21 protein-coding genes and 1 riboswitch are annotated in these 22,377 nt (G+C 69.6%); of the genes, 18 read left to right on the forward strand and 3 right to left on the reverse strand.

What is annotated here, in order from left to right; all coding sequences use genetic code 11:
* Nucleotides 1-3: 3 nt before the first annotated feature.
* The 15 genes from rpsD to thiC all read left to right on the forward strand — a co-directional run bounded on the left by rpsD (nt 4) and on the right by thiC (nt 13,824).
* Nucleotides 4-630, forward strand: coding sequence for a 30S ribosomal protein S4 (rpsD, locus tag ACFQ4H_RS23305; protein WP_377573922.1), 627 nt, complete (start codon nt 4-6; stop codon nt 628-630).
* Nucleotides 631-724: 94 nt separating this feature from the next.
* Complete coding sequence (locus ACFQ4H_RS23310; RefSeq protein ID WP_377573924.1) at nt 725-1,747, forward strand: DNA-directed RNA polymerase subunit alpha; 1,023 nt, start codon at nt 725-727, stop codon at nt 1,745-1,747.
* A gap of 30 nt (nt 1,748-1,777) precedes the next feature.
* The gene (rplQ, locus tag ACFQ4H_RS23315; RefSeq protein WP_377573927.1) at nt 1,778-2,335 is read left to right on the forward strand and encodes a 50S ribosomal protein L17; all 558 of its coding nucleotides are present in this window, start codon (nt 1,778-1,780) and stop codon (nt 2,333-2,335) included.
* 74 nt (nt 2,336-2,409) lie between these two features.
* Complete coding sequence (truA, locus tag ACFQ4H_RS23320) at nt 2,410-3,348, forward strand: tRNA pseudouridine(38-40) synthase TruA (RefSeq protein ID WP_377573930.1); 939 nt, start codon at nt 2,410-2,412, stop codon at nt 3,346-3,348.
* Nucleotides 3,349-3,358: 10 nt separating this feature from the next.
* Nucleotides 3,359-4,012: a formylglycine-generating enzyme family protein gene (locus tag ACFQ4H_RS23325; RefSeq protein ID WP_377573933.1), complete on the forward strand. Its 654-nt coding sequence runs from the start codon at nt 3,359-3,361 to the stop codon at nt 4,010-4,012.
* Between the two features lie 149 nt (nt 4,013-4,161).
* A complete protein-coding gene (locus tag ACFQ4H_RS23330; RefSeq protein ID WP_377573936.1) occupies nt 4,162-4,767 on the forward strand; it encodes a class I SAM-dependent methyltransferase in 606 nt (201 codons plus the stop codon).
* A gap of 114 nt (nt 4,768-4,881) precedes the next feature.
* Nucleotides 4,882-6,558 (forward strand): ABC-F family ATP-binding cassette domain-containing protein, encoded by a 1,677-nt coding sequence (locus tag ACFQ4H_RS23335; protein WP_377573939.1) that lies wholly within the window; start codon nt 4,882-4,884, stop codon nt 6,556-6,558.
* 117 nt (nt 6,559-6,675) lie between these two features.
* On the forward strand, nt 6,676-7,620 hold the full coding sequence (locus ACFQ4H_RS23340) for an aldo/keto reductase (protein ID WP_377573984.1): 945 nt from the start codon (nt 6,676-6,678) through the stop codon (nt 7,618-7,620).
* A gap of 163 nt (nt 7,621-7,783) precedes the next feature.
* A riboswitch (TPP riboswitch) is annotated at nt 7,784-7,891 on the forward strand.
* Nucleotides 7,886-8,512, forward strand: coding sequence for a thiamine phosphate synthase (gene thiE, locus ACFQ4H_RS23345; protein WP_377573942.1), 627 nt, complete (start codon nt 7,886-7,888; stop codon nt 8,510-8,512). It overlaps the preceding riboswitch by 6 nt.
* Entirely contained in the window at nt 8,506-9,708 is a 1,203-nt protein-coding gene (gene thiO, locus ACFQ4H_RS23350; protein ID WP_377573945.1) for a glycine oxidase ThiO, read from the forward strand. Before thiE ends, thiO begins: the two co-directional genes overlap by 7 nt.
* Before the next feature lie 14 nt (nt 9,709-9,722).
* The gene (gene thiS / locus ACFQ4H_RS23355) at nt 9,723-9,926 is read left to right on the forward strand and encodes a sulfur carrier protein ThiS (protein ID WP_377573948.1); all 204 of its coding nucleotides are present in this window, start codon (nt 9,723-9,725) and stop codon (nt 9,924-9,926) included.
* 5 nt (nt 9,927-9,931) lie between these two features.
* Nucleotides 9,932-10,753 (forward strand): thiazole synthase, encoded by an 822-nt coding sequence (locus ACFQ4H_RS23360; RefSeq protein WP_377573951.1) that lies wholly within the window; start codon nt 9,932-9,934, stop codon nt 10,751-10,753.
* A complete protein-coding gene (locus ACFQ4H_RS23365) occupies nt 10,750-11,370 on the forward strand; it encodes a thiamine phosphate synthase (RefSeq protein ID WP_377573954.1) in 621 nt (206 codons plus the stop codon). Before ACFQ4H_RS23360 ends, ACFQ4H_RS23365 begins: the two co-directional genes overlap by 4 nt.
* Nucleotides 11,367-12,155: a bifunctional hydroxymethylpyrimidine kinase/phosphomethylpyrimidine kinase gene (thiD, locus tag ACFQ4H_RS23370; protein ID WP_377573956.1), complete on the forward strand. Its 789-nt coding sequence runs from the start codon at nt 11,367-11,369 to the stop codon at nt 12,153-12,155. Before ACFQ4H_RS23365 ends, thiD begins: the two co-directional genes overlap by 4 nt.
* Before the next feature lie 76 nt (nt 12,156-12,231).
* Nucleotides 12,232-13,824 carry a phosphomethylpyrimidine synthase ThiC gene (thiC, locus tag ACFQ4H_RS23375; protein WP_377573958.1) on the forward strand — a complete coding sequence of 531 codons (1,593 nt, stop codon included), beginning with the start codon at nt 12,232-12,234 and terminating at the stop codon, nt 13,822-13,824.
* On the opposite strand, the gene ACFQ4H_RS23380 is transcribed toward thiC, so the two are convergent.
* Together ACFQ4H_RS23380 and ACFQ4H_RS23385 are read right to left on the reverse strand one after the other, a co-directional pair.
* The gene (locus ACFQ4H_RS23380; RefSeq protein ID WP_377573986.1) at nt 13,806-14,768 is read right to left on the reverse strand and encodes an LLM class F420-dependent oxidoreductase; all 963 of its coding nucleotides are present in this window, start codon (nt 14,766-14,768) and stop codon (nt 13,806-13,808) included. The genes thiC and ACFQ4H_RS23380 overlap by 19 nt on opposite strands.
* A 2-nt stretch (nt 14,769-14,770) precedes the next feature.
* Nucleotides 14,771-15,625 carry an ABC transporter ATP-binding protein gene (locus ACFQ4H_RS23385; protein WP_377573961.1) on the reverse strand — a complete coding sequence of 285 codons (855 nt, stop codon included), beginning with the start codon at nt 15,623-15,625 and terminating at the stop codon, nt 14,771-14,773.
* A 270-nt stretch (nt 15,626-15,895) separates the two neighbouring features.
* Between ACFQ4H_RS23385 and ACFQ4H_RS23390 the strand changes: the two genes are divergently transcribed.
* Complete coding sequence (locus ACFQ4H_RS23390) at nt 15,896-16,921, forward strand: ABC transporter substrate-binding protein (RefSeq protein ID WP_377573988.1); 1,026 nt, start codon at nt 15,896-15,898, stop codon at nt 16,919-16,921.
* Nucleotides 16,922-17,034: 113 nt separating this feature from the next.
* The gene (locus tag ACFQ4H_RS23395) at nt 17,035-17,883 is read left to right on the forward strand and encodes an ABC transporter permease (protein ID WP_377573964.1); all 849 of its coding nucleotides are present in this window, start codon (nt 17,035-17,037) and stop codon (nt 17,881-17,883) included.
* Nucleotides 17,884-18,002: 119 nt separating this feature from the next.
* On the opposite strand, the gene ACFQ4H_RS23400 is transcribed toward ACFQ4H_RS23395, so the two are convergent.
* Entirely contained in the window at nt 18,003-19,193 is a 1,191-nt protein-coding gene (locus tag ACFQ4H_RS23400; RefSeq protein WP_377573967.1) for an ABC transporter substrate-binding protein, read from the reverse strand.
* A 457-nt stretch (nt 19,194-19,650) separates the two neighbouring features.
* Here ACFQ4H_RS23400 and ACFQ4H_RS23405 point away from each other — a divergent pair.
* Nucleotides 19,651-22,377, forward strand: a 2,727-nt coding sequence (locus tag ACFQ4H_RS23405) for a sensor histidine kinase (protein ID WP_377573970.1), incomplete at its 3' end; no start/stop codon positions are given.

Raw genomic sequence — 22,377 nt, forward strand, 5'->3', positions numbered from 1 at the left:
GAGATGGCTCGTTACACCGGTGCTGACTGCCGCCGTTGCCGGCGGGAGAAGATGAAGCTGTTCCTCAAGGGCAGCAAGTGCGATGGCCCGAAGTGCCCGTTCGAGTCCCGGCCGTTCCCGCCCGGGCAGCACGGCCGGGGTCGCACCAAGGAGACCGAGTACCTGCTCCAGCTTCGGGAGAAGCAGAAGGCCCGCCGCGTCTACGGCGTGCTGGAGAAGCAGTTCCGCGGTTACTACGAGGAGGCCGTGGCCAAGCAGGCCAAGACCGGTGAGGTCCTCCTGCAGATCCTCGAGTCGCGGCTGGACAACGTGGTCTACCGGGCTGGCTACGCCAAGTCCCGGGACATGGCCCGCCAGCTGGTCAAGCACGGCCACTTCACGGTCAACGGCAAGAAGGTCGACATCCCGTCGTACCGGGTCAAGGAGCACGACATCGTCGAGGTCCGGACCAAGTCCAAGGAGCTGACGCCGTTCATCGTGGCGCAGGCCGAGGCTGGCTCGAAGACGGTGCCGGCGTGGCTGGAGGCGATCCCCAGCCAGATGAAGATCCTGGTGCACTCGCTCCCCGCCCGGCAGGTCATCGACACGCAGGTGCAGGAGCAGCTGATCGTCGAGCTCTACTCGAAGTAATTTGGCATCCCGGTGTTGGTCCTGCCCGGACCAACACCGGGTGTCGAACAGTTTGGGCATCAAATAGCGGGTGCCCCGAACGAAAAGAGACGAAATGCTCATCACCCAGCGGCCGACTCTGTCCGAGGAGTCGATCAGCGAGACCCGGTCCCGGTTCACCATCGAGCCACTGGAGCCGGGCTTCGGTTACACCCTGGGCAACTCCCTGCGGCGTACCCTGCTGTCGTCCATCCCGGGCGCGGCCGTCACGTCGATCAAGATCGACGGTGTCCTGCACGAGTTCACCACGATCCCCGGTGTCAAGGAGGACGTGGTCGAGCTCGTCATGAACGTCAAGGAGCTGTGCGTCAGCTCCGACCACGACGAGCCGGTCAGCATGTACCTGCGCAAGCAGGGCCCCGGTGACGTGACCGCCGGAGACATCCAGCCCCCGGCCGGTGTCTCGGTGCACAACGCCGACCTGAAGCTGGCCACGCTCAACGGCAAGGGCCGGCTCGACATGGAGCTGACCGTCGAGCGGGGTCGTGGCTACGTCACCGCCGCGCAGAACAAGCAGGCCGGTGCCGAGATCGGCCGGATCCCGATCGACTCGATCTACTCGCCGGTGCTGAAGGTGACCTACCGCGTCGAGGCGACTCGTGTCGAGCAGCGTACCGACTTCGACCGGCTGATCATCGACGTCGAGACCAAGCCGTCGATCGGCCCGCGCACCGCGCTGGCCTCGGCCGGCTCCACCCTCGTCGAACTCTTCGGGCTGGCGCGCGAGCTGGACGAGACCGCAGAGGGTATCGACATCGGCCCGTCGCCGCAGGACGCTCAGCTGGCCGCTGACCTGGCCCTGCCGATCGAGGAGCTGGACCTCACCGTCCGCTCCTACAACTGCCTCAAGCGCGAGGGCATCAACACCGTTGGTGAGCTCATCGGGCGTACCGAGGCCGACCTCCTCGACATCCGGAATTTCGGTCAGAAGTCGATCGACGAGGTCAAGATGAAGCTCGCCGGGATGGGACTGGGGCTGAAGGACTCGGCCCCGAACTTCGACCCGGCACAGGTCGTGGACACCTTCGGCGAGGCCGACTACGACACCGACGACTACCGCGAGACCGAGCAGCTCTAGATCCGCTGCCATTACTGAGGAGCACCAAGCATGCCCACGCCCACCAAGGGCCCCCGCCTCGGCGGCAGCCCCGCGCACGAGCGGCTGATGCTGGCCAACCTGGCTACTTCGCTGTTCCAGCACGGCAAGATCCGGACCACCGAGACGAAGGCCAAGCGGCTGCGCCCCCTCGCGGAGCAGCTCATCACCAAGGCCAAGCGCGGTGACCTGGCCGCTCGGCGCCGGGTGCTGTCCGTCGTGCGGGACAAGGACGTGGTCTACGCCCTGTTCGACCAGATCGCACCCCGGTACGCCAACCGCAACGGTGGCTACACCCGGATCGTGAAGGTCGGGCCGCGCAAGGGTGACGCCGCCCCGATGGCGATCATCGAGCTGGTCGAGGAACTGGTCGTCGCAGCGCCGACCGCCAACAAGAAGACCGCCGCCCGCAAGGCGGCGCAGCAGGACAAGGTCGAGGCGCTCGCCCCGTCGGACGAGGCCCCCGAGACCCGTCCGGCTGACCAGGACGCCGAGGCACCGGAGTCGGTGTCGGGTGACACGGCGGCCGCCCGCGAGGACTCCGACGAGGCAGGCGAAGCCAAGGCCTGAGCGACAACGGGCAGATCGGGCCCGGCACCCTTTCCGAGGGTGCCGGGCCCGGACGCTATCTGGGGGAGGTTCGAGTGGAGACACACACCCGGGTACGACTTGACGTCGCCTACGACGGCACCGACTTCTCCGGCTGGGCGGTACAGCCGGGGCGGCGTACCGTCGCCGGTGTCCTGACCGAGGCCCTGGACCGGGTCTTCGGTGCTGCGGGCCCGGCCCGCCGGGCAGCAGTGGAGTCGGTTCCGGCGGCAGCGGAACTGGACCCGGCGACGATGGAACCGGGTCCGGCGGCGGTGGAGCCGATGGCGGTTCCGCCGGCGGTGACCGGGCTGACCGTGGCCGGTCGTACGGACGCCGGCGTGCATGCCACCGGTCAGGTCTGCCATGTCGACCTGCTGACCAGCGCCTGGCAGACGTTGCAGGGGTCCCTGCTGCGCCGGCTGGCCGGCCTGTTGCCCGGCGACGTACGGGTCCGGGCCGTGACCGAGATGCCGGCCGACTTCGACGCGCGCTTCTCGGCCACCTTCCGGCGGTACGAGTACCGGGTCACCGACGCCCCGCACGGTACGGAGCCGCTACGTCGGCACGAGATCCTGGCCTGGCCACGTCCACTGGAACTGGCGGCGCTGAACGGCGCAGCCGCCGGCCTGGTCGGTGAGCACGACTTCGCCGCGTACTGCCGCCGCAAGGAGCATGCGACCACGCTGCGGGAGATCACCCGCCTGGACTGGCGGCGTGACCCGGACGGGGTGCTGGTGGCCACGGTGCAGGCCGACGCGTTCTGCCAGTCGATGGTGCGTAGCCTGGTCGGCGCGATGCTGGTGGCCGGCGACGGCCGACGTCCGGTGCAGTGGCCGGCGAGCCTGCTCAGTCGGCGGGAGCGGTCCAGTGAGGTGACGGTGGCACCGGCCCACGGCCTGACCCTGGTCGCGGTGGGCTATCCGGACGACCCGGCCGAGTACGCCCGCCGGGCGGATCAGACCCGGCGGCTGCGGGTCGGGGCACGGCAGTGACCGGTGCCCGATGATGATCGCCGTCCCGCCGGGGCAGGTGACGTTGTCGGACCGGCGAACGCAGACAAACTGGTCGGTCGAGCTGACCCCGTACGAGCTTGCGATGTTTCCGGTCACCCAGGCGCAGTACGCGCAGGTTGTCGGCGAGCGGCCGAGCACCGCGCGCGGCGACCGGTTACCCGTCGAGGGTGTTTCCTGGTTGGACGCGGTCTGGTTCTGCAACGCCCTGTCCCGGCGAGAGGGGTTGGCCCCCGTGTACCGCCACCCTGCGGACGTCGAACGCATCGAGTGGGATCCGACCGCCGACGGGTACCGGTTACCGACCGAGGCCGAGTGGGAGCATGCCTGTCGTGCCGGTACGGCCGGTCCACGGTACGGGCCGCTCGACGAGATCGCCTGGTATCGCGGTAACTCGCAGGAGCGGATCCACGACGTGGGCGGCAAACAGCCCAACGAGTGGGGCATGTACGACATGCTCGGCAACGTCTGGGAGTGGTGCTGGGACATCTACGATGCCGAGGTCTACGGCAGTTACCGGGTGTTACGTGGCGGTGGTTGGTGTGACGAGCACTGGAGCTGCCGGGCCTCGGTACGGCGTCGCAGCCATCCGACCTTCCAGATCGACGACGTGGGATTCCGCATCGCGCGTTCCCTCTTGTCCTGATCCGTGACTGATCCATCGGTGGATGTGACCTTCGCGGGGTCGCCCGTGACCTGCATCGGCGATGACCGGGACCGGCAGTCGACCGGCCGGACAGGCACCGGACCGGGCACCGGAGCAGGCACCGGAACGGGTGCGCGACAATGCCAGGCGTGACCGGCGAACACTATTTCAGCGCCCAGCCCGGAGCTGCCCCGCACCGGCGTGACATCGAGTTCTCGGCCGCCGGTCAGGACTACACGTTGACCACGGCCGGCGGGGTCTTCTCCGCGGACCGGCTCGACCCCGGCACCGCCGTACTGCTGCGCAAGGCGGAACTGCCCGAGCCCGACGCGGACGGGCCGTTGCTCGACCTGGGCTGCGGCTACGGTCCGATCACCTGTGTCCTGGCGACCTCGGTGACCTCCGCGACGGTCTGGGCGGTCGACGTGAACGCCCGGGCCCGGGAACTCGCCGCCGAGAACGCCGCCCGGGTCGGTGTCGCGGACCGGGTACGGGTGGCCGCGCCGGACGAGGTGCCGGCGGAGGTCACCTTCGCGCAGATCTGGTCCAACCCGCCGATCCGGATCGGCAAGCAGGAACTGCACGCCATGCTGCTGCGGTGGCTGCCCCGGCTGGCTCCGGGCGGGGTGGCCTGGCTGGTCGTGGCCCGACACCTCGGTGGCGACTCGTTGGCCCAGTGGCTGGTCGAACAGGGCTGGACGGTGGAGCGACACGCCAGCCAGAAGGGCTACCGGGTGCTGCGGGTGACCCGCTGAGCACCGACCCGAGGGTGGGACAGGCGCCGACCCGAGGGCGGGACAGGCGCCGACCCGAGGGCGGGACAGAAAACCCGGGTGCCCCGACCCGCCAGGGTCAGGCAGTATGCCGTCGTGGGGTACATAGACGTCGCCGGACTGGGATACACGCTGCCAGATGGCCGGGAACTCTTCGCCGATGTGTCGTTCCGGGTGGGCGAGGGAGCCAAGGTCGCCCTGGTCGGGCCAAACGGGGCCGGCAAGACGACCCTGCTCCGGATGGTGGCCGGTGATCTGGCCACCAAGACCGGCGCGATCGCCCGCAGCGGCGGCCTTGGGGTGATGCGGCAGTTCATCGGCATGATCGGTGACGAGACGGAGCTGCGGGACCTGGCACTTTCGCTGGCCGCCCCGGCGCTCCGGTCGGCCGGTGCGCGGCTGGCCACCGCCGAGGCGGCCCTGCACGCCGCCGAGGTGCGCGGCAAGTTCAGCTCCGCCGCGGGCAAGGCGCAGATGGCGTACGCGGATGCGCTGGCCGCCTGGGGGGAAGCCGGCGGCTACGACGCCGAGGTGCTCTTCGACACGGTGTCGACGATCGTGCTCAACCTGCCCTGGGAACAGACCCGGAACCGTCCGGTGCGGACCCTCTCCGGTGGGCAGCAGAAGCGGTTCGCGCTGGAGTTGCTGCTGCGCGGCACGGACGAGGTGCTGCTGCTCGACGAACCGGACAACTTCCTCGACGTACCCGGGAAACGGTGGTTGGAGGCCCGACTGCGCGAGTCGCAGAAGTCCGTCCTCTACGTCTCGCACGACCGGGAGCTGCTGGCCCAGACCGCCGACCGGGTGGTCGCGGTGGAAGGGGGCAGCGCCTGGGTCCATCCGGGCAGCTTCACCACCTGGCACGAGGCCCGGGTGGCCCGGCACGGCCGGCTCGAAGAGCAGCGCAAGCGCTGGGACGAGGAGCATCAGAAGCTGCGTGAGCTGATGCTGATGTACAAGCAGAAGGCGGCCTACAACTCCGACATGGCCTCGCGGTACCAGTCGGCGCAGACCCGGCTGCGCAAGTTCGAGGAGGCCGGGCCGCCGCCGCTACCGCCCAAGGACCAGGACATCCGGATGCGGCTGGCCGGTGGCCGTACCGGTAAACGGGCGGTGATGTGTGAGCAGCTGGAGCTGGACGGGTTGACCTATCCGTTCGACCTGGAACTCTGGTACGGCGACCGGGTGGCGGTGCTCGGTGCCAACGGGACGGGCAAGTCCCACTTCCTGCGGCTGTTGGCCCGGGGCGGCACCGACCCTGATCCGGCGAACGTGCCGCTGGCCGGTGGTCTGGACCTGACCCCGGTACGGCACGACGGCGTGGCCCGGTTGGGCGCCCGGGTCCGCCCTGGTCACTTCTCCCAGACCCACGACCGGCCGGAGTTGATGGAGAAGACCCTGGTCGAGGTGCTCTGGCGGGGGGACGAGCACCGCGCCGGGATGGACCGGCACGCCGCCATGGCCGCGCTGAGCAGGTACGAGTTGAGCGGCCAGGGCGACCAGCGGTTCGGGTCGCTCTCCGGTGGACAGCAGGCCCGGTTCCTCGTACTGCTGTTGGAGTTGTCCGGGGCGACGCTGCTGTTGCTCGACGAACCCACCGACAACCTGGACCTGGCCTCGGCGGAGTCACTGGAGGAGGGGCTGCGGGCCTTCGAGGGCACGGTCATCGCCGTCACCCACGACCGGTGGTTCACCCGGTCCTTCGACCGGTTCGTGCTCTTCCGTGGCGACGGTGAGGTGGTGGAGACCCCGGAACCGGTCTGGGGGGTGTAGGGAAGCCCTGTTGTCGCCTTCCGGGTGGGAAGGGTCCCTTCCCAACCCACGCCTGCCAACCGGGCCGTCGTCAGGCCACGACAGTCGACATGGGCATAGGGTTGATCAGTGAGTGAAATGACCTACCGCCGGCTCGGCAACTCCGGACTCGTGGTGTCCGTGGTTGGGGTCGGCTGCAACAACTTCGGCCGCAAACTCGACCTCGACGGCACCCGGGCCGTCGTCGACGCCGCGCTCGACGCGGGAATCAACTTCTTCGACACCGCTGACATCTACGGCCAGCCCCAGGGCGGTTCCGAGGAGCAGCTCGGTGCCGCGCTGCGGGGTCGACGTGACGACGTGGTGGTGGCGACGAAGTTCGGCATGAACATGCACGGGATGAACGGGCCGGACCACGGGGCCAGGGGTGCCCGGCGCTACGTTGCCCGCGCGGTGGAGGCGTCGCTGCGCCGGCTCGGCACCGACTACATCGATCTCTACCAGATGCACGAGCCCGACCCGGGTACGCCGATCGAGGAGACCCTGTCCGCGTTGGACGACCTGGTCCGCGATGGCAAGGTGCGCTACCTCGGCAACTCCAACTTCGCCGGATGGCAGATCGCCGATGCGGCGTGGGTGGCCCGGACCCGGGGATACACCCCGTTCATCAGCGCGCAGAACGAGTACAACCTGCTCGACCGGGACGTCACCGCAGAGGTGGTTCCGGCCTGCCAGCAGTTCGGTCTGGGACTGCTGCCGTTCTTCCCGCTGGCGGACGGGCTGCTCACCGGCAAGTACAGGCGTGGTGCGGCGGCGCCGGAGGGCAGCCGGCTGTCCGGTGGTGGCCGTTACGCCGAGCGGCTGGCCAACGCGCCGTGGGACACGATCGAGGCGATCGAGGCGTACGCGGCCGAGCGCGGCCTCACCATGCTCCACGTGGCGATCGCCGGCCTGGCCGCCCAGCCGGCGGTCACCTCGGTCATCGCCGGAGCCACCACACCGGACCAGGTACGGGCCAACGCCGCAGCCGGAAGCTGGCAACCCTCGGCCGAGGATCTCGCCGCGCTGAACGCCCTGCTCTGAACCTCGATCTAGATCACTGATCTCCCTGCGCTGAGCAGGCGCTGGCCGGGGCAACCGGGCACATCGGATGTTGACCGATCGATGCGTCCGGTTGCCCTTCGTGGTTGGTGTGTCAGGTCACCTTTCTTTACTTGACCTCCTCGACGACGTAGCCTCGGCGAAGAAGTGACCCACGGGAGCCCGGTGTACCGGGCTGAGAGGGGGGCTGCAGCCCCCGACCGTCGAACCTGATCCGGGTAATGCCGGCGCAGGGAGGAGTGTTGCCGTGCTGTCCCTGGGACGACTGCATCTCATTACCGACACCCGACCCGGGTGTGACCCGTTGGCCGTTACCCGGGCCGCGCTCTCGGTGGCCGGGCCGGACCTGGTCGTACAGGTCCGGGTGGCCGACTCGGCCAGCGACCGGGAAACCTACGACCTGGCCGTACGGGTCATGGACCTGTGCGCCGAGGCCGGGGCGACCTGCCTGGTCAACGACCGGCTGCACGTCGCGCTGGCGGTGGGCGCTGCGGGCGGACACGTCGGCGACTCCGACCTTCCGGTGGCCGCCGCGCGGCGGGTGCTGGGCCCGACCGCCGTGCTCGGCGTCACCGCTCGCACCCCGGCGACCGCTGCGGAAGCGGTCTCGGCGGGTGCCAGCTATCTCGGTGTCGGCCCGTGTTACGCCACCACGACGAAGGACGGGCTGCCGGCTCCGATCGGGCCGGCCGGCATCCGGGACGTGACCGGGGCGGTGGCCGTGCCGGTCATCGCGATCGGCGGTGTCACCCCGGCCCGGGTGCCCGAACTGTTGGCCGCTGGCGCGTACGGCGTGGCGGTCGTGGGTGCGGTCTCCACCGCTGCTGATCCGGCTCGCGCGACCGCCGCGCTGGTCGGAGCCCTTTCGTGTTAGGAAGGGCCCCCTTCACCGCAGAATCCGACCGGGAGCCCTTCCGCGCAGACGTGGCGGTGGTTGGCGGTGGGCCGATCGGCCTGGCGGTCGCCTGGCGGTGCGCGGTACGGGGCAGGCGGGTGGCCGTGTACGACCCGGACCCGGGCGTCGGTGGGGCGGACGGGGTGGCGGGCGGAGCGCTTGCCTCGGGCGGTGGGGCGGACGAGGTGGCGGGAGCTGTGTTCGCTGCGGGTCGCGGGGCGTACCAGGTCGCGGCTGGCATGCTGGCCCCGGTCGCCGAGGCGTACTTCGGCGAGGAGGCGCTGACCCGGCTGTTGACCGAGTCGGCCCGGCGGTGGCCCGCGTTCGCAGCCGAGCTTTCCGAGGTGTCCGGACTGGACCTCGGCTACCGTACCGAGGGCACCCTGGTCGTGGGGCTCACCAGCGACGACGTGGCCGAGGCGCGGCGACTGTGGTCGTACCAGCAGGATCTCGGACTGCCGATCACCCCGCTGCGACCGGCGCAGCTGCGGGCCTACGAGCCGCTGTTGGCGCCCGGTGTACGCGGCGGCGCGCATGCGCCCGGTGACCACCAGATCGACCCGCGTCGGTTGGTTGCCGCGCTGCGCGTCGCGGCCGACCGCGCCGGGGTGGCGTTCATCCGGGACACCGTCACCGACCTGTCCGCAGTGGACGCACCGACCGTGGTGGTGGCCGCCGGCTGTGGTGCCGCTGCGCTGACCGGCCTGCCGGTCCGGCCGGTGAAGGGCCAGATCCTGCGGCTGCGGGCACCCGGTGGTGCCGCGCCGGGCTTCCGGCACGTCGTCCGGGGATACGTCGACGGCTGGACGGTCTATCTCGTGCCGCGTACCGACGGTGAGGTGGTGGTCGGCGCGACGGTCGAGGAACGTGTCGATGACGCGGTCACCGCCGGGGCGGTGCTCCGGCTGCTCCGGGCCGCCGCCGATCTGATGCCGGAGATCGCCGAGTACGAGCTGGTGGAGGCGCAGGTCGGGATGCGGCCCGGTACGCCGGACAACGCACCGATCATCGGCCGGTTGCCGGACCGGCCGGAGGTGATCGTGGCGACCGGCCACTACCGGCACGGCATCCTGCTCACCCCGGTGACCGCCGACCTGGTCGCCGATCTGCTCTCGACCGGCGTACCGGATCCGGCGATGGTGCCGTTCACGCCGGACCGGTTCGTCACCGACTGACAGGAGGCGTGGACGTGGCGGAAGTGACAGTGAACGGGGAACGACGGGAACTGCCCGAACCCGCGACCGTGGTGGAGCTGGTGACCGGGTCGACGGCACAGACCCGGGGCGTGGCGGTCGCGGTGAACGGTGAGGTGGTGCCCAGGGCCGGCTGGTCGACCACGGTCCTGCGCGACGGGGACCGGGTCGAGGTGCTCACCGCGGCCCAGGGCGGGTGACCGGGATGGACGGTTCGTCGGGTGGGGCACCGGTCGGTCAGGTGACCGGGGATGCCGGTGGGCTCACCATCGGCGGGGAGATCTTCGGCTCCCGACTCATTCTCGGCACCGGTGGCGCCGCCAGCCTGCACGCGCTGGAAGCCGCGATCCGGGCCTCCGGCACCGGGCTGGTCACCGTGGCGCTACGCCGGATCGACACGGCCGCCACGATGCGCGGCGGTCTGCTGGAGGTGCTGGACCGCTGTGGCGTACGGCTGCTGCCGAACACCGCCGGTTGCTACACCGCGACAGAGGCGGTCAAGGTCGCCCACCTTGCCCGGGAGGCGTTCGGGACGTCGTGGGTGAAGCTGGAGGTGATCGGCGACGAGCGGACGCTGCTGCCCGACGGGGTGGAGTTGCTGACGGCCGCCGAGCGGCTGGTCGATGACGGCTTCACCGTGCTGCCGTACACCAGTGACGATCCGGTGCTGGCCCGCCGGTTGGCCGATGTCGGCTGCGCCGCGGTGATGCCGGCCGGCGCCCCGATCGGTTCGGGGTTGGGCATCACCAACCAGCACCACATCCGGCTGATCCGGCAGAGCGTCGACGTGCCGGTGATCCTCGACGCCGGTATCGGCACCGCGTCCGACGCGGCGTTGGCGATGGAACTCGGCTGCGACGGTGTGCTGTTGGCCAGCGCGGTGACCCGGGCCGCCGACCCGGCCCGGATGGCGGCGGCGATGCGGTACGCCGTGGCGGCGGGCCGGCTGGCGGCCGGTGCCGGCCGTATCCCGCGCCGGTTCCATGCGCTGGCCTCCACCTCGGACGACGGGCGGCCCGAGCTGTGACCGGACCGGACCGGTCGGGTGGCGGTGGCGTACCGGCTGGGGTGGTGGTGCTCACCGATCGGCGGCAGGCGCTCCGGCCGCTGGTCGACGTGGTACGGGACGCTGTGACCGGCGGTGCGCGCTGGGTGGTTCTGCGGGAGCGGGATCTGCCCCGCGACGTGCGTCTCCAGTTGGCCGACGAGCTGCGGACGGTCCTGGCCACGGTGGGCGGCACGCTGGTCGTCGCGGGTCCCGACCCGCTCGGTGGCGACGCGGTGCATCTGCCCGCCGCCGATTCGGAGCCCATGTCACCCGAGGTGCGGCTGGTCGGCCGTTCGTGTCACAACGCAGACGAGTTGAGCCAATTGTCCGGTGTGGACTATGTCACCCTGTCGCCGGTCTTTCCGACCGGGTCCAAACCGGGGTACGGCCCGGCGCTCGGAACGGATGGTCTGGCGCAACTGGTTCGTCGTACCCGGACTCCGGTGCTCGCCCTCGGCGGGATCACCACCCCGGAACAGGTGACGGCCTGCCGGGCGGCCGGTGCCGGTGGGGTGGCGGTGATGGGGGCGGTCATGCGGGCCGGTGACCCGGCCGCACTGGTCGGTGCCCTGCTGGCGGCGGCGGTGGGCCGATGACACCGCCGGTGGTGCTGACCATCGCCGGTTCCGACTCCGGGGCTGGTGCCGGCATCCAGGCTGACCTGAAGGTGTTCGCCGCGCTGCGGTCGTACGGCACCTCGGTGCTCACCGCGGTCACCGCGCAGAACACCCTCGGGGTGGCCGGGGTGTTCCCGCTCCCGCCCGACGTGGTGACCGCACAGGTCGACGCGGTGCTGGCCGACTTCGCGGTCCGGGCGGTCAAGACCGGTGTGCTCGGCACCCCGGAGATCGCGTCGGCCGTGGCGGAACGGGCCAGGGACGGGCTGCTACCCAACCTGGTGGTCGACCCGGTACTCGTCTCGACCAGCGGTCACCGGCTCGGCGCGGTGGCGGTGGTCGAGCGGCTGTTGCCGTACGCGATGGTGGCGACGCCCAACCGGGCGGAGGCCGAGGCGCTGCTGGGCCGGCGGGTGTCGAGCCGGTCGGATCTGGCGGACGCGGCGCGGGACCTCGCCTCGGGCGGCCCTCGGTACGTGGTGGTCACCGGTGGCGACCTGCCGGATGAGGCGGAGTCCGTCGACGCGTTGTGGACCGGTACCGAGGTCCAACTGCTGCCCGGCCCTCGGGTCGCGACCGGGAACACGCACGGTACCGGCTGCTCGTTCTCGGCCGCGATCGCCGTGCGGCTCGGCCTCGGCGACGCGGTCCCGCAAGCGGTGCGGTTCGCCAAGGAGTACGTCGCCGGAGCGCTCGTCGGTGCCCGACGTTGGCGACTCGGCGGCGGTAGCGGCCCACTGGACCACTTCGGATGGCACCGGTGACCGGCACCAGTGGATGGCACCGACGACCGGCCGGGACGGCTGGCCGGACCGAACACACAGCAGGGAGGCAGTTCTCGTGGAAGCTCGTCGCAAGGTGTACGTCCAGGGCAGCCGGCCGGACATCCGGGTGCCGTTCGCCGAGGTGGTGTTGACCGGGGACGAGCCGCCGGTCCGGTTGTACGACACTTCCGGGCCCGGCTCCGATCCGGCCGTCGGCCTGCCCCCGGTTAGGGGAACGTGGATAGCGGCCCGGGGTGACGTGGCACCGGTACGCGGGGGTGGCACGCCGCTGGCCGGTGTCCCGGGTCGCCGGCCCACCCAGCTTGCCTACGCCCGCGCCGGTCAGGTCACCCCGGAGATGGAGTTCGTCGCCCTGCGCGAGAACCTGCCGGTCGAGCTGGTACGGGAGGAGATCGCCGCCGGCCGGGCCGTGCTACCGGCCAACGTGAACCATCCGGAGTCCGAACCGATGATCATCGGTAGCCGGTTCCTGGTGAAGGTGAACGCCAACATCGGTACCTCGGCGGTGACCTCCTCGGTCGCCGAGGAGGTGGAGAAGCTGACCTGGGCGACCAGGTGGGGCGCGGACACCGTGATGGACCTGTCGACCGGCAAGCGGATCCACGAGACCCGGGAGGCGATCGTCCGTAACTCGCCGGTGCCGATCGGGACGGTGCCGATCTACCAGGCCCTGGAAAAGGTCGACGGGGATCCGGTGAAGCTCTCCTGGGAGGTGTTCCGGGACACCGTGATCGAGCAGGCCGAGCAGGGCGTGGACTACATGACGGTGCACGCCGGAGTGCTGCTGCCGTACGTGCCGTTGACGGTCGACCGGGTCACCGGGATCGTGTCCCGGGGCGGATCGATCATGGCGGCCTGGTGCCTGGCGCACCACGAGGAGAACTTCCTCTACACCCGCTTCGCCGAGCTGTGTGAGATCCTCGCCCGCTACGACGTCACCTTCTCGCTCGGCGACGGACTACGGCCGGGCTCGATCGCCGACGCCAACGACGCGGCCCAGTTCGCCGAGTTGCGGACGTTGGGCGAACTGACCCGGATCGCCTGGGAACACGACGTGCAGGTCATGATCGAAGGACCGGGGCACGTGCCGATGCACAAGATCAAGGAAAACGTCGACCTACAGCAGGAGGTGTGCCACCGGGCCCCGTTCTACACGCTCGGCCCGCTCACGACGGACATCGCCCCGGCGTACGACCACATCACCTCGGCCATCGGTGCGGCGATGATCGCCATGTACGGCACGGCGATGCTCTGCTACGTCACCCCGAAGGAGCACCTCGGGCTGCCGGACCGGGACGACGTGAAGGCCGGGGTGATCGCGTACAAGATCGCGGCGCATGCCGCCGACCTGGCCAAGGGGCATCCCGGTGCCCAGGCCTGGGACGACGCGCTGAGCCGGGCCCGGTTCGAGTTCCGCTGGGAGGACCAGTTCAACCTGTCCCTCGACCCGGACACCGCCCGGTCCTACCACGACGCCACACTGCCGGCCGCCCCGGCGAAGACCGCGCACTTCTGCTCGATGTGCGGGCCGAAGTTCTGCTCGATGAAGATCACCCAGGAGCTGAAGGACTACGCCGCGCGGGGAATGCGGGACAGGTCGACCCAGTTCCTGGAGTCCGGCGGACGGGTCTACCTACCGCTGGCCTGAACCGCGTCCAGCTGCGGCAGCACCTCACCGGCGATCAGTTCCAGATGGTCCAGATCGGACATGTCGATCAGACGCAGGTGGACCCGGGTCGTACCGATGCTGGCGAACTCGCCGATCCGGTCGACGAGCTGGGCGGGGGAGCCGACCACCGGATCCTCCGGTGGCAGCGCGCTCGGGGCGTGCAGTGGCGCGGCCCGGCGCGCGGCTTCCGCGTCGGTACGACCGATCGCCACGACGATTCCCGCCGACAGCACCAGTGGCCCGCGACCGGTACCGGCCCGCCCCATCCGGTCGCAGGCCTCGGTCACCCGGTCGTACGTCTCCGCGGTCGCCGCCACGGTCTTGAACGGGGCGTTGAACTCGTCAGCGAACCGGGCGGCCAGTTCCGGGGTGCGCTTGGCGCCCCGCCCACCGACGATGACCGGTGGGCCCGGCACCTGCACCGGCTTGGGCAGCGCGGGGGCGTCCACCAACCGGTAGTGGTCGCCGTAGAAGCTGAAGCTCTCGCCGACCGGGGTCGACCACAGTCCGGTGAGGACGGCCAGCTGCTCCTCCAACCGGTCGAAGCGCTGGCCCAGCTTCGGGAACGGGATGCCGTACGAGATGTGCTCACGCTCGTACCAGCCGGATCCGATGCCGAGTTCGACCCGGCCGCCACTCATCTGGTCGACCTGGGCGACCATGATCGCCAGTGGTCCGGGCAGCCGGAACGTCGCCGAGGTGACCAGGGTGCCGAGCCGGATTCGGGTGGTCTCCCGGGCCAGCGCGGCCAGGGTGAGCCACGCGTCGGTCGGCCCCGGTGCCCCGTGGTCGTCGCTCATCGCCTGGTAGTGGTCGGCGCGGAAGAAGCCCTCGAAGCCGCACTCCTCGACCCGCCGGGCGAACCGTAGCTGGTCGGTGTAGGTCGCACCACGGTGCGGTTCGGTGAAGACACAGACCCGCATGCTCATCGTCCCGCCTTGCCAGCCGTCGCGAGTTGTTCGTCCCGGTCGGCCACGGCCTCGTCCGGCAGCCCGGCATCCGGCTCCGGCTGAACGTCCATCGGGGCGTCCCGTTCCATCAGCAGTTCGTGCAGGTCGGCACTGTACCGGGCCACCTGGTCCAGGTGGTCGTTGCGGCCCAGCGTACGGGGACGGGGGACGTCGATGTCGATCACCTTGCGGAGGCGCCCCGGACGGGGGCTGAGTACGACGACCCGGTCGGCCAGCAGTACGGCCTCGTCGATGGAGTGGGTGACGAAGACGATGGTGGCGGAGTTCTCCATGTGGACGCGTTGCAGTTCGACCGAGAGTTCCTGGCGGGTGAGCGCGTCGAGCGCGGAGAACGGCTCGTCCATCAGCAGCACCCGGGGGTTGCTGACCAGCGAGCGGCACAGCGAGACCCGCTGCTGCATGCCACCGGACAGCTCGTGCGGCAGGCGCTTCTCGAAGCCGGCGAGACCGGCCATCTCAAGCAGCTCCTGGGCCCGAGCCCGGTGCTTCGACTTGCGCCAGCCGTAGAGTTCCACCGGCAGCAACACGTTGTCGAGCACCGAGCGCCAGGGCAGCAGCGCCGGGCGCTGGAACAGCATCGCGATGTCCTGCCGGGCCTTGGTGACCGGCTGGCCGGCCACGGTCACCTCTCCGCTGGTGGCGGGCAGGAGGCCGGCGATGATGCGTAGCAGAGTGGACTTCCCGCACCCGGACCGGCCGAGGATCGCGACGAATTCTCCCTCGGCCACGTTCAGATCGATGCCGCGCAGTGCCTCCACCTTGCCCGAACGGCTGGTGAAGGTACGGGAAACTCCCGAAAGTCGGATCATCCGACAGGCTCCGTCCAGTGGCGACAGATCAACAGCTCGGCCAGGCTATCCGGATTTTGCTGGCAAAGCAGCCCCGGGGAGGCTACTACTTTGTTCCCGTTCCGCAACCTGACGACTCTGGTGTTCCAAAGGTGTGATTCTCGTACGCTGTCCGGCGAAGATTCTTCACCCGAGACGGCATCACCGGCAGACCTCTTGGCCGGAAGCCGTACCCGCTTGTTGAACCCCTCCGGGAGCCTTGCGCCTCCGGGCGGAAAGGAAATGGTGTTCATGAAAAGTTTGACGCGCACGGTGACGGCGGTGGCGTTGGCCACGGCGCTTGCCGTCATGTCCGGCTGCAGCAGTTCCGACGACTCGAGCGACACCAAAGGCAACGGCAAGCTAGAGAAAGTGACGTATCTCACTTCGTTCGGTAACTTTGGTCGTGACGCCTACGCATGGGTGGCCAAGGAGAAGAAATTCTTCGAGGAGGCCGGCTTCGACGTCGATATCAAGTCGGGCCAGGGTACCGGCGGCAACATCGACCTCGTGGTTGCCGGGAAGGCGGACTTCACCCCGGTCGACCTCACGGGTGCCCTGTTGAAGGTCGGCAGCACCGGCAAGACCGGGGACTTCGTCGCGGTGGCCGCCATCCAGCAGCGCACCATGGCCGCCATCTTCTCCACCGAGGGCTCGGGTATCTCCACGCCGAAGGACCTTGAGGGCAAGAAGATCGCCGACACCCCCGGGTCCGTGGTCCGGCTGCTCTTCCCGACGTACGCCCGGTTGGCCGGCGTGGACGCCACCAAGGTCGACTGGCCCAACGGTGAGGCGTCGGGTCTGATGGGCATGCTCGCTGGCGGATCGGTCCACGGCATCGGGCAGTTCGTCGTGGGTAAGCCGACCGTCGAGGCGGTGACCAAGAAGAAGGCCGTCATGCTGCCGTACAGCGACGTGATGACCGACCTCTACGGCAACGTGCTGATCACGTCGAGCAAGCTGGCCAAGGAGAAGCCGGACATGGTCAAGCGGTTCACCGCCGCGCTGCTCAAGGGCCTGGAGCACAGCCTCGCCAACCCGGCCGAGGCGGGCGAGATCCTCAAGAAGAACGAGCCCACCGCCAACCCGCAGTCGGCCGCTGCGGAGCTTCAGCTGATGGACGCGTTCGTCAAGTCCGCAGGCTCGGGTGCGCAGGTCGGTGCGCTGGACACCCAGCGGATCGCCCGCTGCATCGCGCTGCTCCAGGGAGCCGGCTCGATTCCCGCCGGGCTGACGCCCGAGAAGATCATTGATTTCAACCTCGTGCCGAAAGCCTGAGCGGGGCGTATCGCTCCAGTCATTGTCGGGGGTGTGTCCGCCGGACCCGGTCCGGCGGACACACCCCCGCACTGTCCCGGCCTGCCTGGAGCGGGCCGAGCTAGGAGGAACAGATGACCGAGACCCGGTCGGAGCCACCCGTCACAGTGGACGCCCCGAAGCGTGGGGACGCCGGGTCCGGGCGGCTGACCCGGCTCACCAGCAGCCTGGGTAGGGCCGCCCTGCCCCTGCTCGGACTGGTGGTCACGATCACAGTGTGGTGGCTGATCACCAGGTTCGGCGTGGTCCATCCGATCGCGCTGCCCCCGCCACAGGACGTGTTGGCCGCCTTCAACGGCGCACGGGACCGACTGCTGGAGCAGACCCTGGCGACCGCCACGGAGACCGTGATCGGCTTCCTGCTGTCCACCGTCGCCGGCGTCCTGATCGGCCTGGCCCTGGCCAGCTCCCGGTTCATTGAACGGATGTTCGCCCCGTTGCTGGTGGCGGTCAACGCCGTACCGAAGATCGCTCTCGGACCGCTGCTGGTGGTCACCCTCGGGTGGGGACAGCGGCCCATCCTGACCATGGTGTTCCTGCTCTGCTTCTTCCCGATCGTGCTGGCCACCATGACCGGTCTGACCACCACGCCGGCCGACCTGGCCGAGTTGGCAAAGTCGCTGGACGCATCCCGCTGGCAGGCGTTCCGCAAGGTACGGTTGCCAGCCGCCCTGCCGCAGATCTTCGTCGGGTTGAAGGTCGGCATGCCGCTGGCAGCCATCGGCGCGGTGATGGGGGAGTTCCAGGCCGGTGAGGGGGGTCTCGGGTACGAGATCGTCCAGTCCCTCGGCATCGGTGACAGTGCGACCGCCTGGGCGTCGATCCTGCTGATCGGGTTCTTCAGCATCCTGCTCTTCTACGCGCTGTCCCTCATCGAGCGACTGGTCCTGCCCTGGGTACGGGCGACCACCTCCGCCCGCTGAGGCCGGCGGCACCCCACCTCGCGAACAGCGGTACGAGAAGTACGGGACCTCGCGAGCAGCAGGACGACGAAGTACGGGCCGGCCCGATGGGCCGGCCCGTTGCTTCATCCGGGTGGTGCCTAGCCGGCCAGACGCCACCGACCGCCGCGGGCGACCAGCGTGGTGAGCGCCTGCGGCATCAGGCCGGAGTGGTTGTCCGGGGTCATCCGGATCGGGCCGGACAGTCCCTCCAGTTGGGAGGTCTCCAACACGTCGCGGATTCCGTCCCGGTTGAGCGCTCCGGCCGTACCCTTGGCCCGCAACACCGAGTCCACGATGAGCTGGACGGCGTCGGCAGCGAACGACGAGAAGCCGTAGTAGCCGCCGTACCGGGCGGTGTAGGCCCGGAACCACTGCTTGCGGGACGCCTTGGCCGGCGTCGTCGCGATCACGTCATCGATCACCATGGTCTGGGTGAAGACCATGGTGGCGTCGTCGGTCGCGCGGGACTTGCCGTCCCCGCCGAGGAACAGGTCGCCCGCCGCCGATGCGTCGAAGAACAGCTGACCGGAGAACTTGGAACTCGTGGCGGCGTTGGCAGCCAGCATGGCCTGCTCGGCGGGGGTCCAGATGACCAGCGCGTCGACCTTGGGGCCGTCGACCAGCGACTTGACAGCCTGGTTCACGTCGGTGTCGGTCGCCTTGATCGTCTTCTGGCGGCTCAGTTTGATGTCGGCCTTATCCAGTTCACCCTCCAGCAGAACGGAACTCTCCGTGCCGTAGTCGTCATCGGTGTGTAGCAGAGCCACCTTTTTGACGTTCTTGCGCTTGAGTTCCGCGGCCAGAGCGGCGGCACTGTCATTGGCGTTCGGTGCGAGCTTGAACATGTAACGTCGCTCCGCCACCGGATTGGCGACCTTGGTCGCCGGCGCCAGGGCGATGGTGGGTACCTTCTTGTCGTTGACCGTGTTCGCCGCGCCGATTGCACATTCGTTGCAACCGCCCATGATGATGGCGCTCACCGTCGCGTCGTTGGTGAAGTCGCCGATGTTGCGCAGCGACTCGGCCGGATCGGATCGATTGTCTTTGACGGCCAGCCGGATTTTCCGGCCGCCGAGACCGCCGGATTCATTGATCTGCTCGACCTTGAGTTCCAGTGCGCGTTGGTAGGCCTTGCCTGTTGACGCTGCCGCCCCAGAGAGCTCCAGGTCGGCGGCGATAACGATCTCGCTGGTGTCCTGCGGTTCGCTGGTGAACTCACAGCCAGTCAATGTGGTAGCCATAAGGGCCGATGCGAGCACCGTGAGTGTCGTGGAGCGGATGGGCCTCAACTCAGTCCTCCATGTGCGCGGCGCGGGCGAGTCCGCCCGGTTACCGCCGACGGATCCGTCCTCAGTGGAGAAACGGGGGTGGTGTGCCGTACGGTGTGCGCGAAGCCTTCAAACCTGCAAAACCTTGCCAATGTCGGGGCGCTTGGGTCAAGCGGGGGCCGGACGCGTTTCGGGACGGCGGTCCCACATATTGGCAGGACGAGATGTTTGCAAATCTTAACTTTCCAGCTGCAAACCACCACTCTGGGCTATCCGGCCTGATCAGAGCCTTGTGAGAATGAAGGTACTCGTTGAGTAGAACAGTGGTTGAGTGCTGTCCGACCGTTTTCTTGCCCACTGCGGCTTCCCAAACCGGCCTTGTTCTGGTGAAATCGCGGCCGTGCCGCGTGCGGCGCTGTCCGCTGCAGCAGGCATCGGTCGGCAGGTCATGCGTGGAGAGGACGACGGAGGCGATGTCGTGAGCACCGGACCTACGACCCTGCCCGAAACCAGCCCACCGGAGCACGGCGCCCGCGCCCGCCGACGCTGGTTTCCCCGGCTGCGGGACACCAGGATTCGGTCCAAACTTGCACTGATCCTCGTTGTGCCGTTGGCCACAGTCGTCGCCCTCGCCGCGATCCGTCTTCTCGACGTCGGACAGGGCGCATTGGAGGCGAACCAGGCTCGGGCGCTGACCGAACTGGCCGTCAACGTGTCCGCGCTGACCCAGGACGTGCACAAGGAACGCATGGCAGCCGCCAACTTCCTTGCCACGCCGTCGGCGAAGGCCGACTCGTACAACCTCCACGTGCGGAGCACGGACGCGCGCATCGAGGCGTACAACGCGAGTCGCCGGAGCGCCGGTGACGTGCCGGTGGTCGTCGAGGAGCAGCTCCGGCTGATCGACAAACACCTGGCGGCGCTCAACGTCGTACGCCAGGAGGTGCTCGACGGCAAGCAGATGCCGGTCGCCGAGGTCGTGCTGCGCTACGGCGTGGTCCTGACCGACCTCGTCGCGTACTCCGAGGCGCTCGGACAGCTGCCCGGCTCGGACGCCATCGTCGACAGCCGGCGGGCCGTCGCGGCGTTCGCCCGCGCGAAGGCTGCCACCGCCGAGGAAGAGGCCGTCACCTTCACGGCGCTGTCCTCCGGGCAGCTCGACGAAGAGCAGTTCTCCTCGTTCGTGGGGACGCTGACCAGTCAGCAGGAGGCGCTGCTGGCCTTCTCCCTGGCCGCGAACCCCCGGCAGCTGTCGCTGGTCGCCGGCACCGTCACCGGTGACGCCGTCGTGCTGGCCGACCGGGTGTCCACCGACGTGACCCGGTCCGTGGGGCAGAGGCTCCAGGTCAGCGCCAGTGCGGCAGCGAACGCGATCGGTGCGGTCAACGACCTGATGCGTTGGGCCGAGACCCAGCTGGAGCAGCAACTGCTGGCCCAGACCGATCAGGTCCGGTCCGACGTCATCCAGCAGGCGGTCATCGAGGCCGTCCTGGTGCTGCTCATCCTCGTGATCGCCATCGCGCTGGCCGTGGTGCTGGCCCGGTCGCTCAACGACTCGCTGCGTCGACTCCGTGAAGGCGCGCTCTCGGTGGCCAACCACGACCTGCCCGAGGCGGTTGCCCGGCTGAGAGACGTCGGCAACGTCGGCGACGGCGGTGTCGAGGAGATCGTGCGACAGGTTCGGGACCCGATCCGGCTCTCCAACCGGGACGAGGTCGGCCAGGTCGCGGCGGCCTTCAACGTCGTACACAAGGAGGCGGTCCGGGTCGCGGCCGAGCAGGCCGCACTGCGGACGAGCGTCTCGGCGATGTTCCTCAACCTGGCCCGCCGAAGCCAGGCGCTGGTCGACCGGATGATCGGCGAGCTCGACATGATCGAGCGTGGCGAGGAGGACCCCAAGCGTCTCGCCCAGCTCTTCGAGCTGGACCACCTCGCCACCCGAATGCGCCGTAACGACGAGAACCTGCTGGTGCTCGCCGGTGCGGACTCCGCGGTGCCGCGTCGCGACGACGCACTGCTCGTGGACGTGCTCCGTGCCTCGCAGTCCGAGGTGGAGCTGTACAACCGGATCGAGTTCGGCACGGTCGACACCGACATCTCCGTCGCCGCGCACGCGGTCAACGACGTGGTGCGGCTCGTCGCCGAACTGCTGGACAACGCCACCCGGTTCTCGGCACCGAACACCGCGGTGGTCGCCGACGCCCGCCGGATCCGCGACTACGTGCTCATCCAGGTGGAGGACCGGGGTCTCGGCCTGCGGGACGAGCAGCTGGAGGCACTCAACCGTCGGCTGTCGGCCCCCTCCACCGTGGATGTGGCGGCCTTCCGGCTGATGGGTCTGGCGGTGGTGAGCCGCCTGGCCGCCCGGCACGGCATCCGGGTGGAGCTGCGCCGCAACATCGAGGGTGGCACGGTGGCCCAGGTCACCCTGCCGGCCGGTGCCGTCGTCCTGCCGAAGCCGCAGGGGCGTGAGCTGCTGAGCCGGCCCCGGCAGCCGTTGGCCGTCGAGCCCGGTCCGACGGCCGGTGCGCCGGCCGCCATGAACTGGTCGGACCCGGCTGGTGGCGGAGGCCGTACCGCAACCCTGTCGGACCAGTGGCGGGATTCAACCCCGTCGACCCCGTCGACCCCGTCGGCGCCGGCACAGTGGCAGCGGTCGGAGGAGCAGCGGGCCGACAGGTTCGCCGTCGACGTCACCGGGCAGATGCCGAGCCAGCCGGTGGTGGCGACGCCGCAGACCCCGGTTCCGTCCACGCCGGCACCGACCATCGATGCCAGCTTCGGTACGCCGACGATGGCGTTCCCGACGCTCCGGTCGACGCCGGCGCCGAGTACCGGCAGCGACAGCACCATGCCACCGTCGTCGGTGCCGACCGGTATGCCATCCGGCCCGGTAGCGGGAATGGTGGCGACCCCGCCGCCCGCCCCGGCTCCGGCACCGGCCGCAGCTGCTGCTCCTCCTCGTCCGGAGGAGTCCGGAGAGGCACCGATCTTCCGGGAGATGGAGGCGGTCTGGTTCCGCTCGCACGGGCAGGACCCGACCCAGATCTTCACCATGCCGCCCATCGACGAGATTCCGCCACCGGCCAAGTCCACGGCGAGCCCCTCGGCTCCGGCCCCCACGCCGGCCCGACGTCCGCTGCCGGCGCGTACCCCGGGCGAGAACGCTCCGCAGGCCCCGCCGCCGCCGTACCGCCCGCCGGCG

The sequence above is a fragment of the Micromonospora sonneratiae genome (genome assembly GCF_042679305.1).
Taxonomy (GTDB): domain Bacteria; phylum Actinomycetota; class Actinomycetes; order Mycobacteriales; family Micromonosporaceae; genus Micromonospora_H; species Micromonospora_H sonneratiae.

Bases quoted from the DNA above. Each gene is read 5' to 3' on its own strand.
- ACFQ4H_RS23360 (WP_377573951.1), top strand. From the start codon at position 9,932: ATGGACGGTTCGTCGGGTGGGGCACCGGTCGGTCAGGTGACCGGGGAT.
- rpsD (WP_377573922.1), top strand. From the start codon at position 4: ATGGCTCGTTACACCGGTGCTGACTGCCGCCGTTGCCGGCGGGAGAAG.
- ACFQ4H_RS23380 (WP_377573986.1), bottom strand. From the start codon at position 14,768: ATGCGGGTCTGTGTCTTCACCGAACCGCACCGTGGTGCGACCTACACC.
- ACFQ4H_RS23395 (WP_377573964.1), top strand. From the start codon at position 17,035: ATGACCGAGACCCGGTCGGAGCCACCCGTCACAGTGGACGCCCCGAAG.
- ACFQ4H_RS23310 (WP_377573924.1), top strand. From the start codon at position 725: ATGCTCATCACCCAGCGGCCGACTCTGTCCGAGGAGTCGATCAGCGAG.
- rplQ (WP_377573927.1), top strand. From the start codon at position 1,778: ATGCCCACGCCCACCAAGGGCCCCCGCCTCGGCGGCAGCCCCGCGCAC.
- thiD (WP_377573956.1), top strand. From the start codon at position 11,367: ATGACACCGCCGGTGGTGCTGACCATCGCCGGTTCCGACTCCGGGGCT.
- ACFQ4H_RS23385 (WP_377573961.1), bottom strand. From the start codon at position 15,625: ATGATCCGACTTTCGGGAGTTTCCCGTACCTTCACCAGCCGTTCGGGC.
- ACFQ4H_RS23325 (WP_377573933.1), top strand. From the start codon at position 3,359: ATGATGATCGCCGTCCCGCCGGGGCAGGTGACGTTGTCGGACCGGCGA.
- ACFQ4H_RS23340 (WP_377573984.1), top strand. From the start codon at position 6,676: ATGACCTACCGCCGGCTCGGCAACTCCGGACTCGTGGTGTCCGTGGTT.
- ACFQ4H_RS23390 (WP_377573988.1), top strand. From the start codon at position 15,896: ATGAAAAGTTTGACGCGCACGGTGACGGCGGTGGCGTTGGCCACGGCG.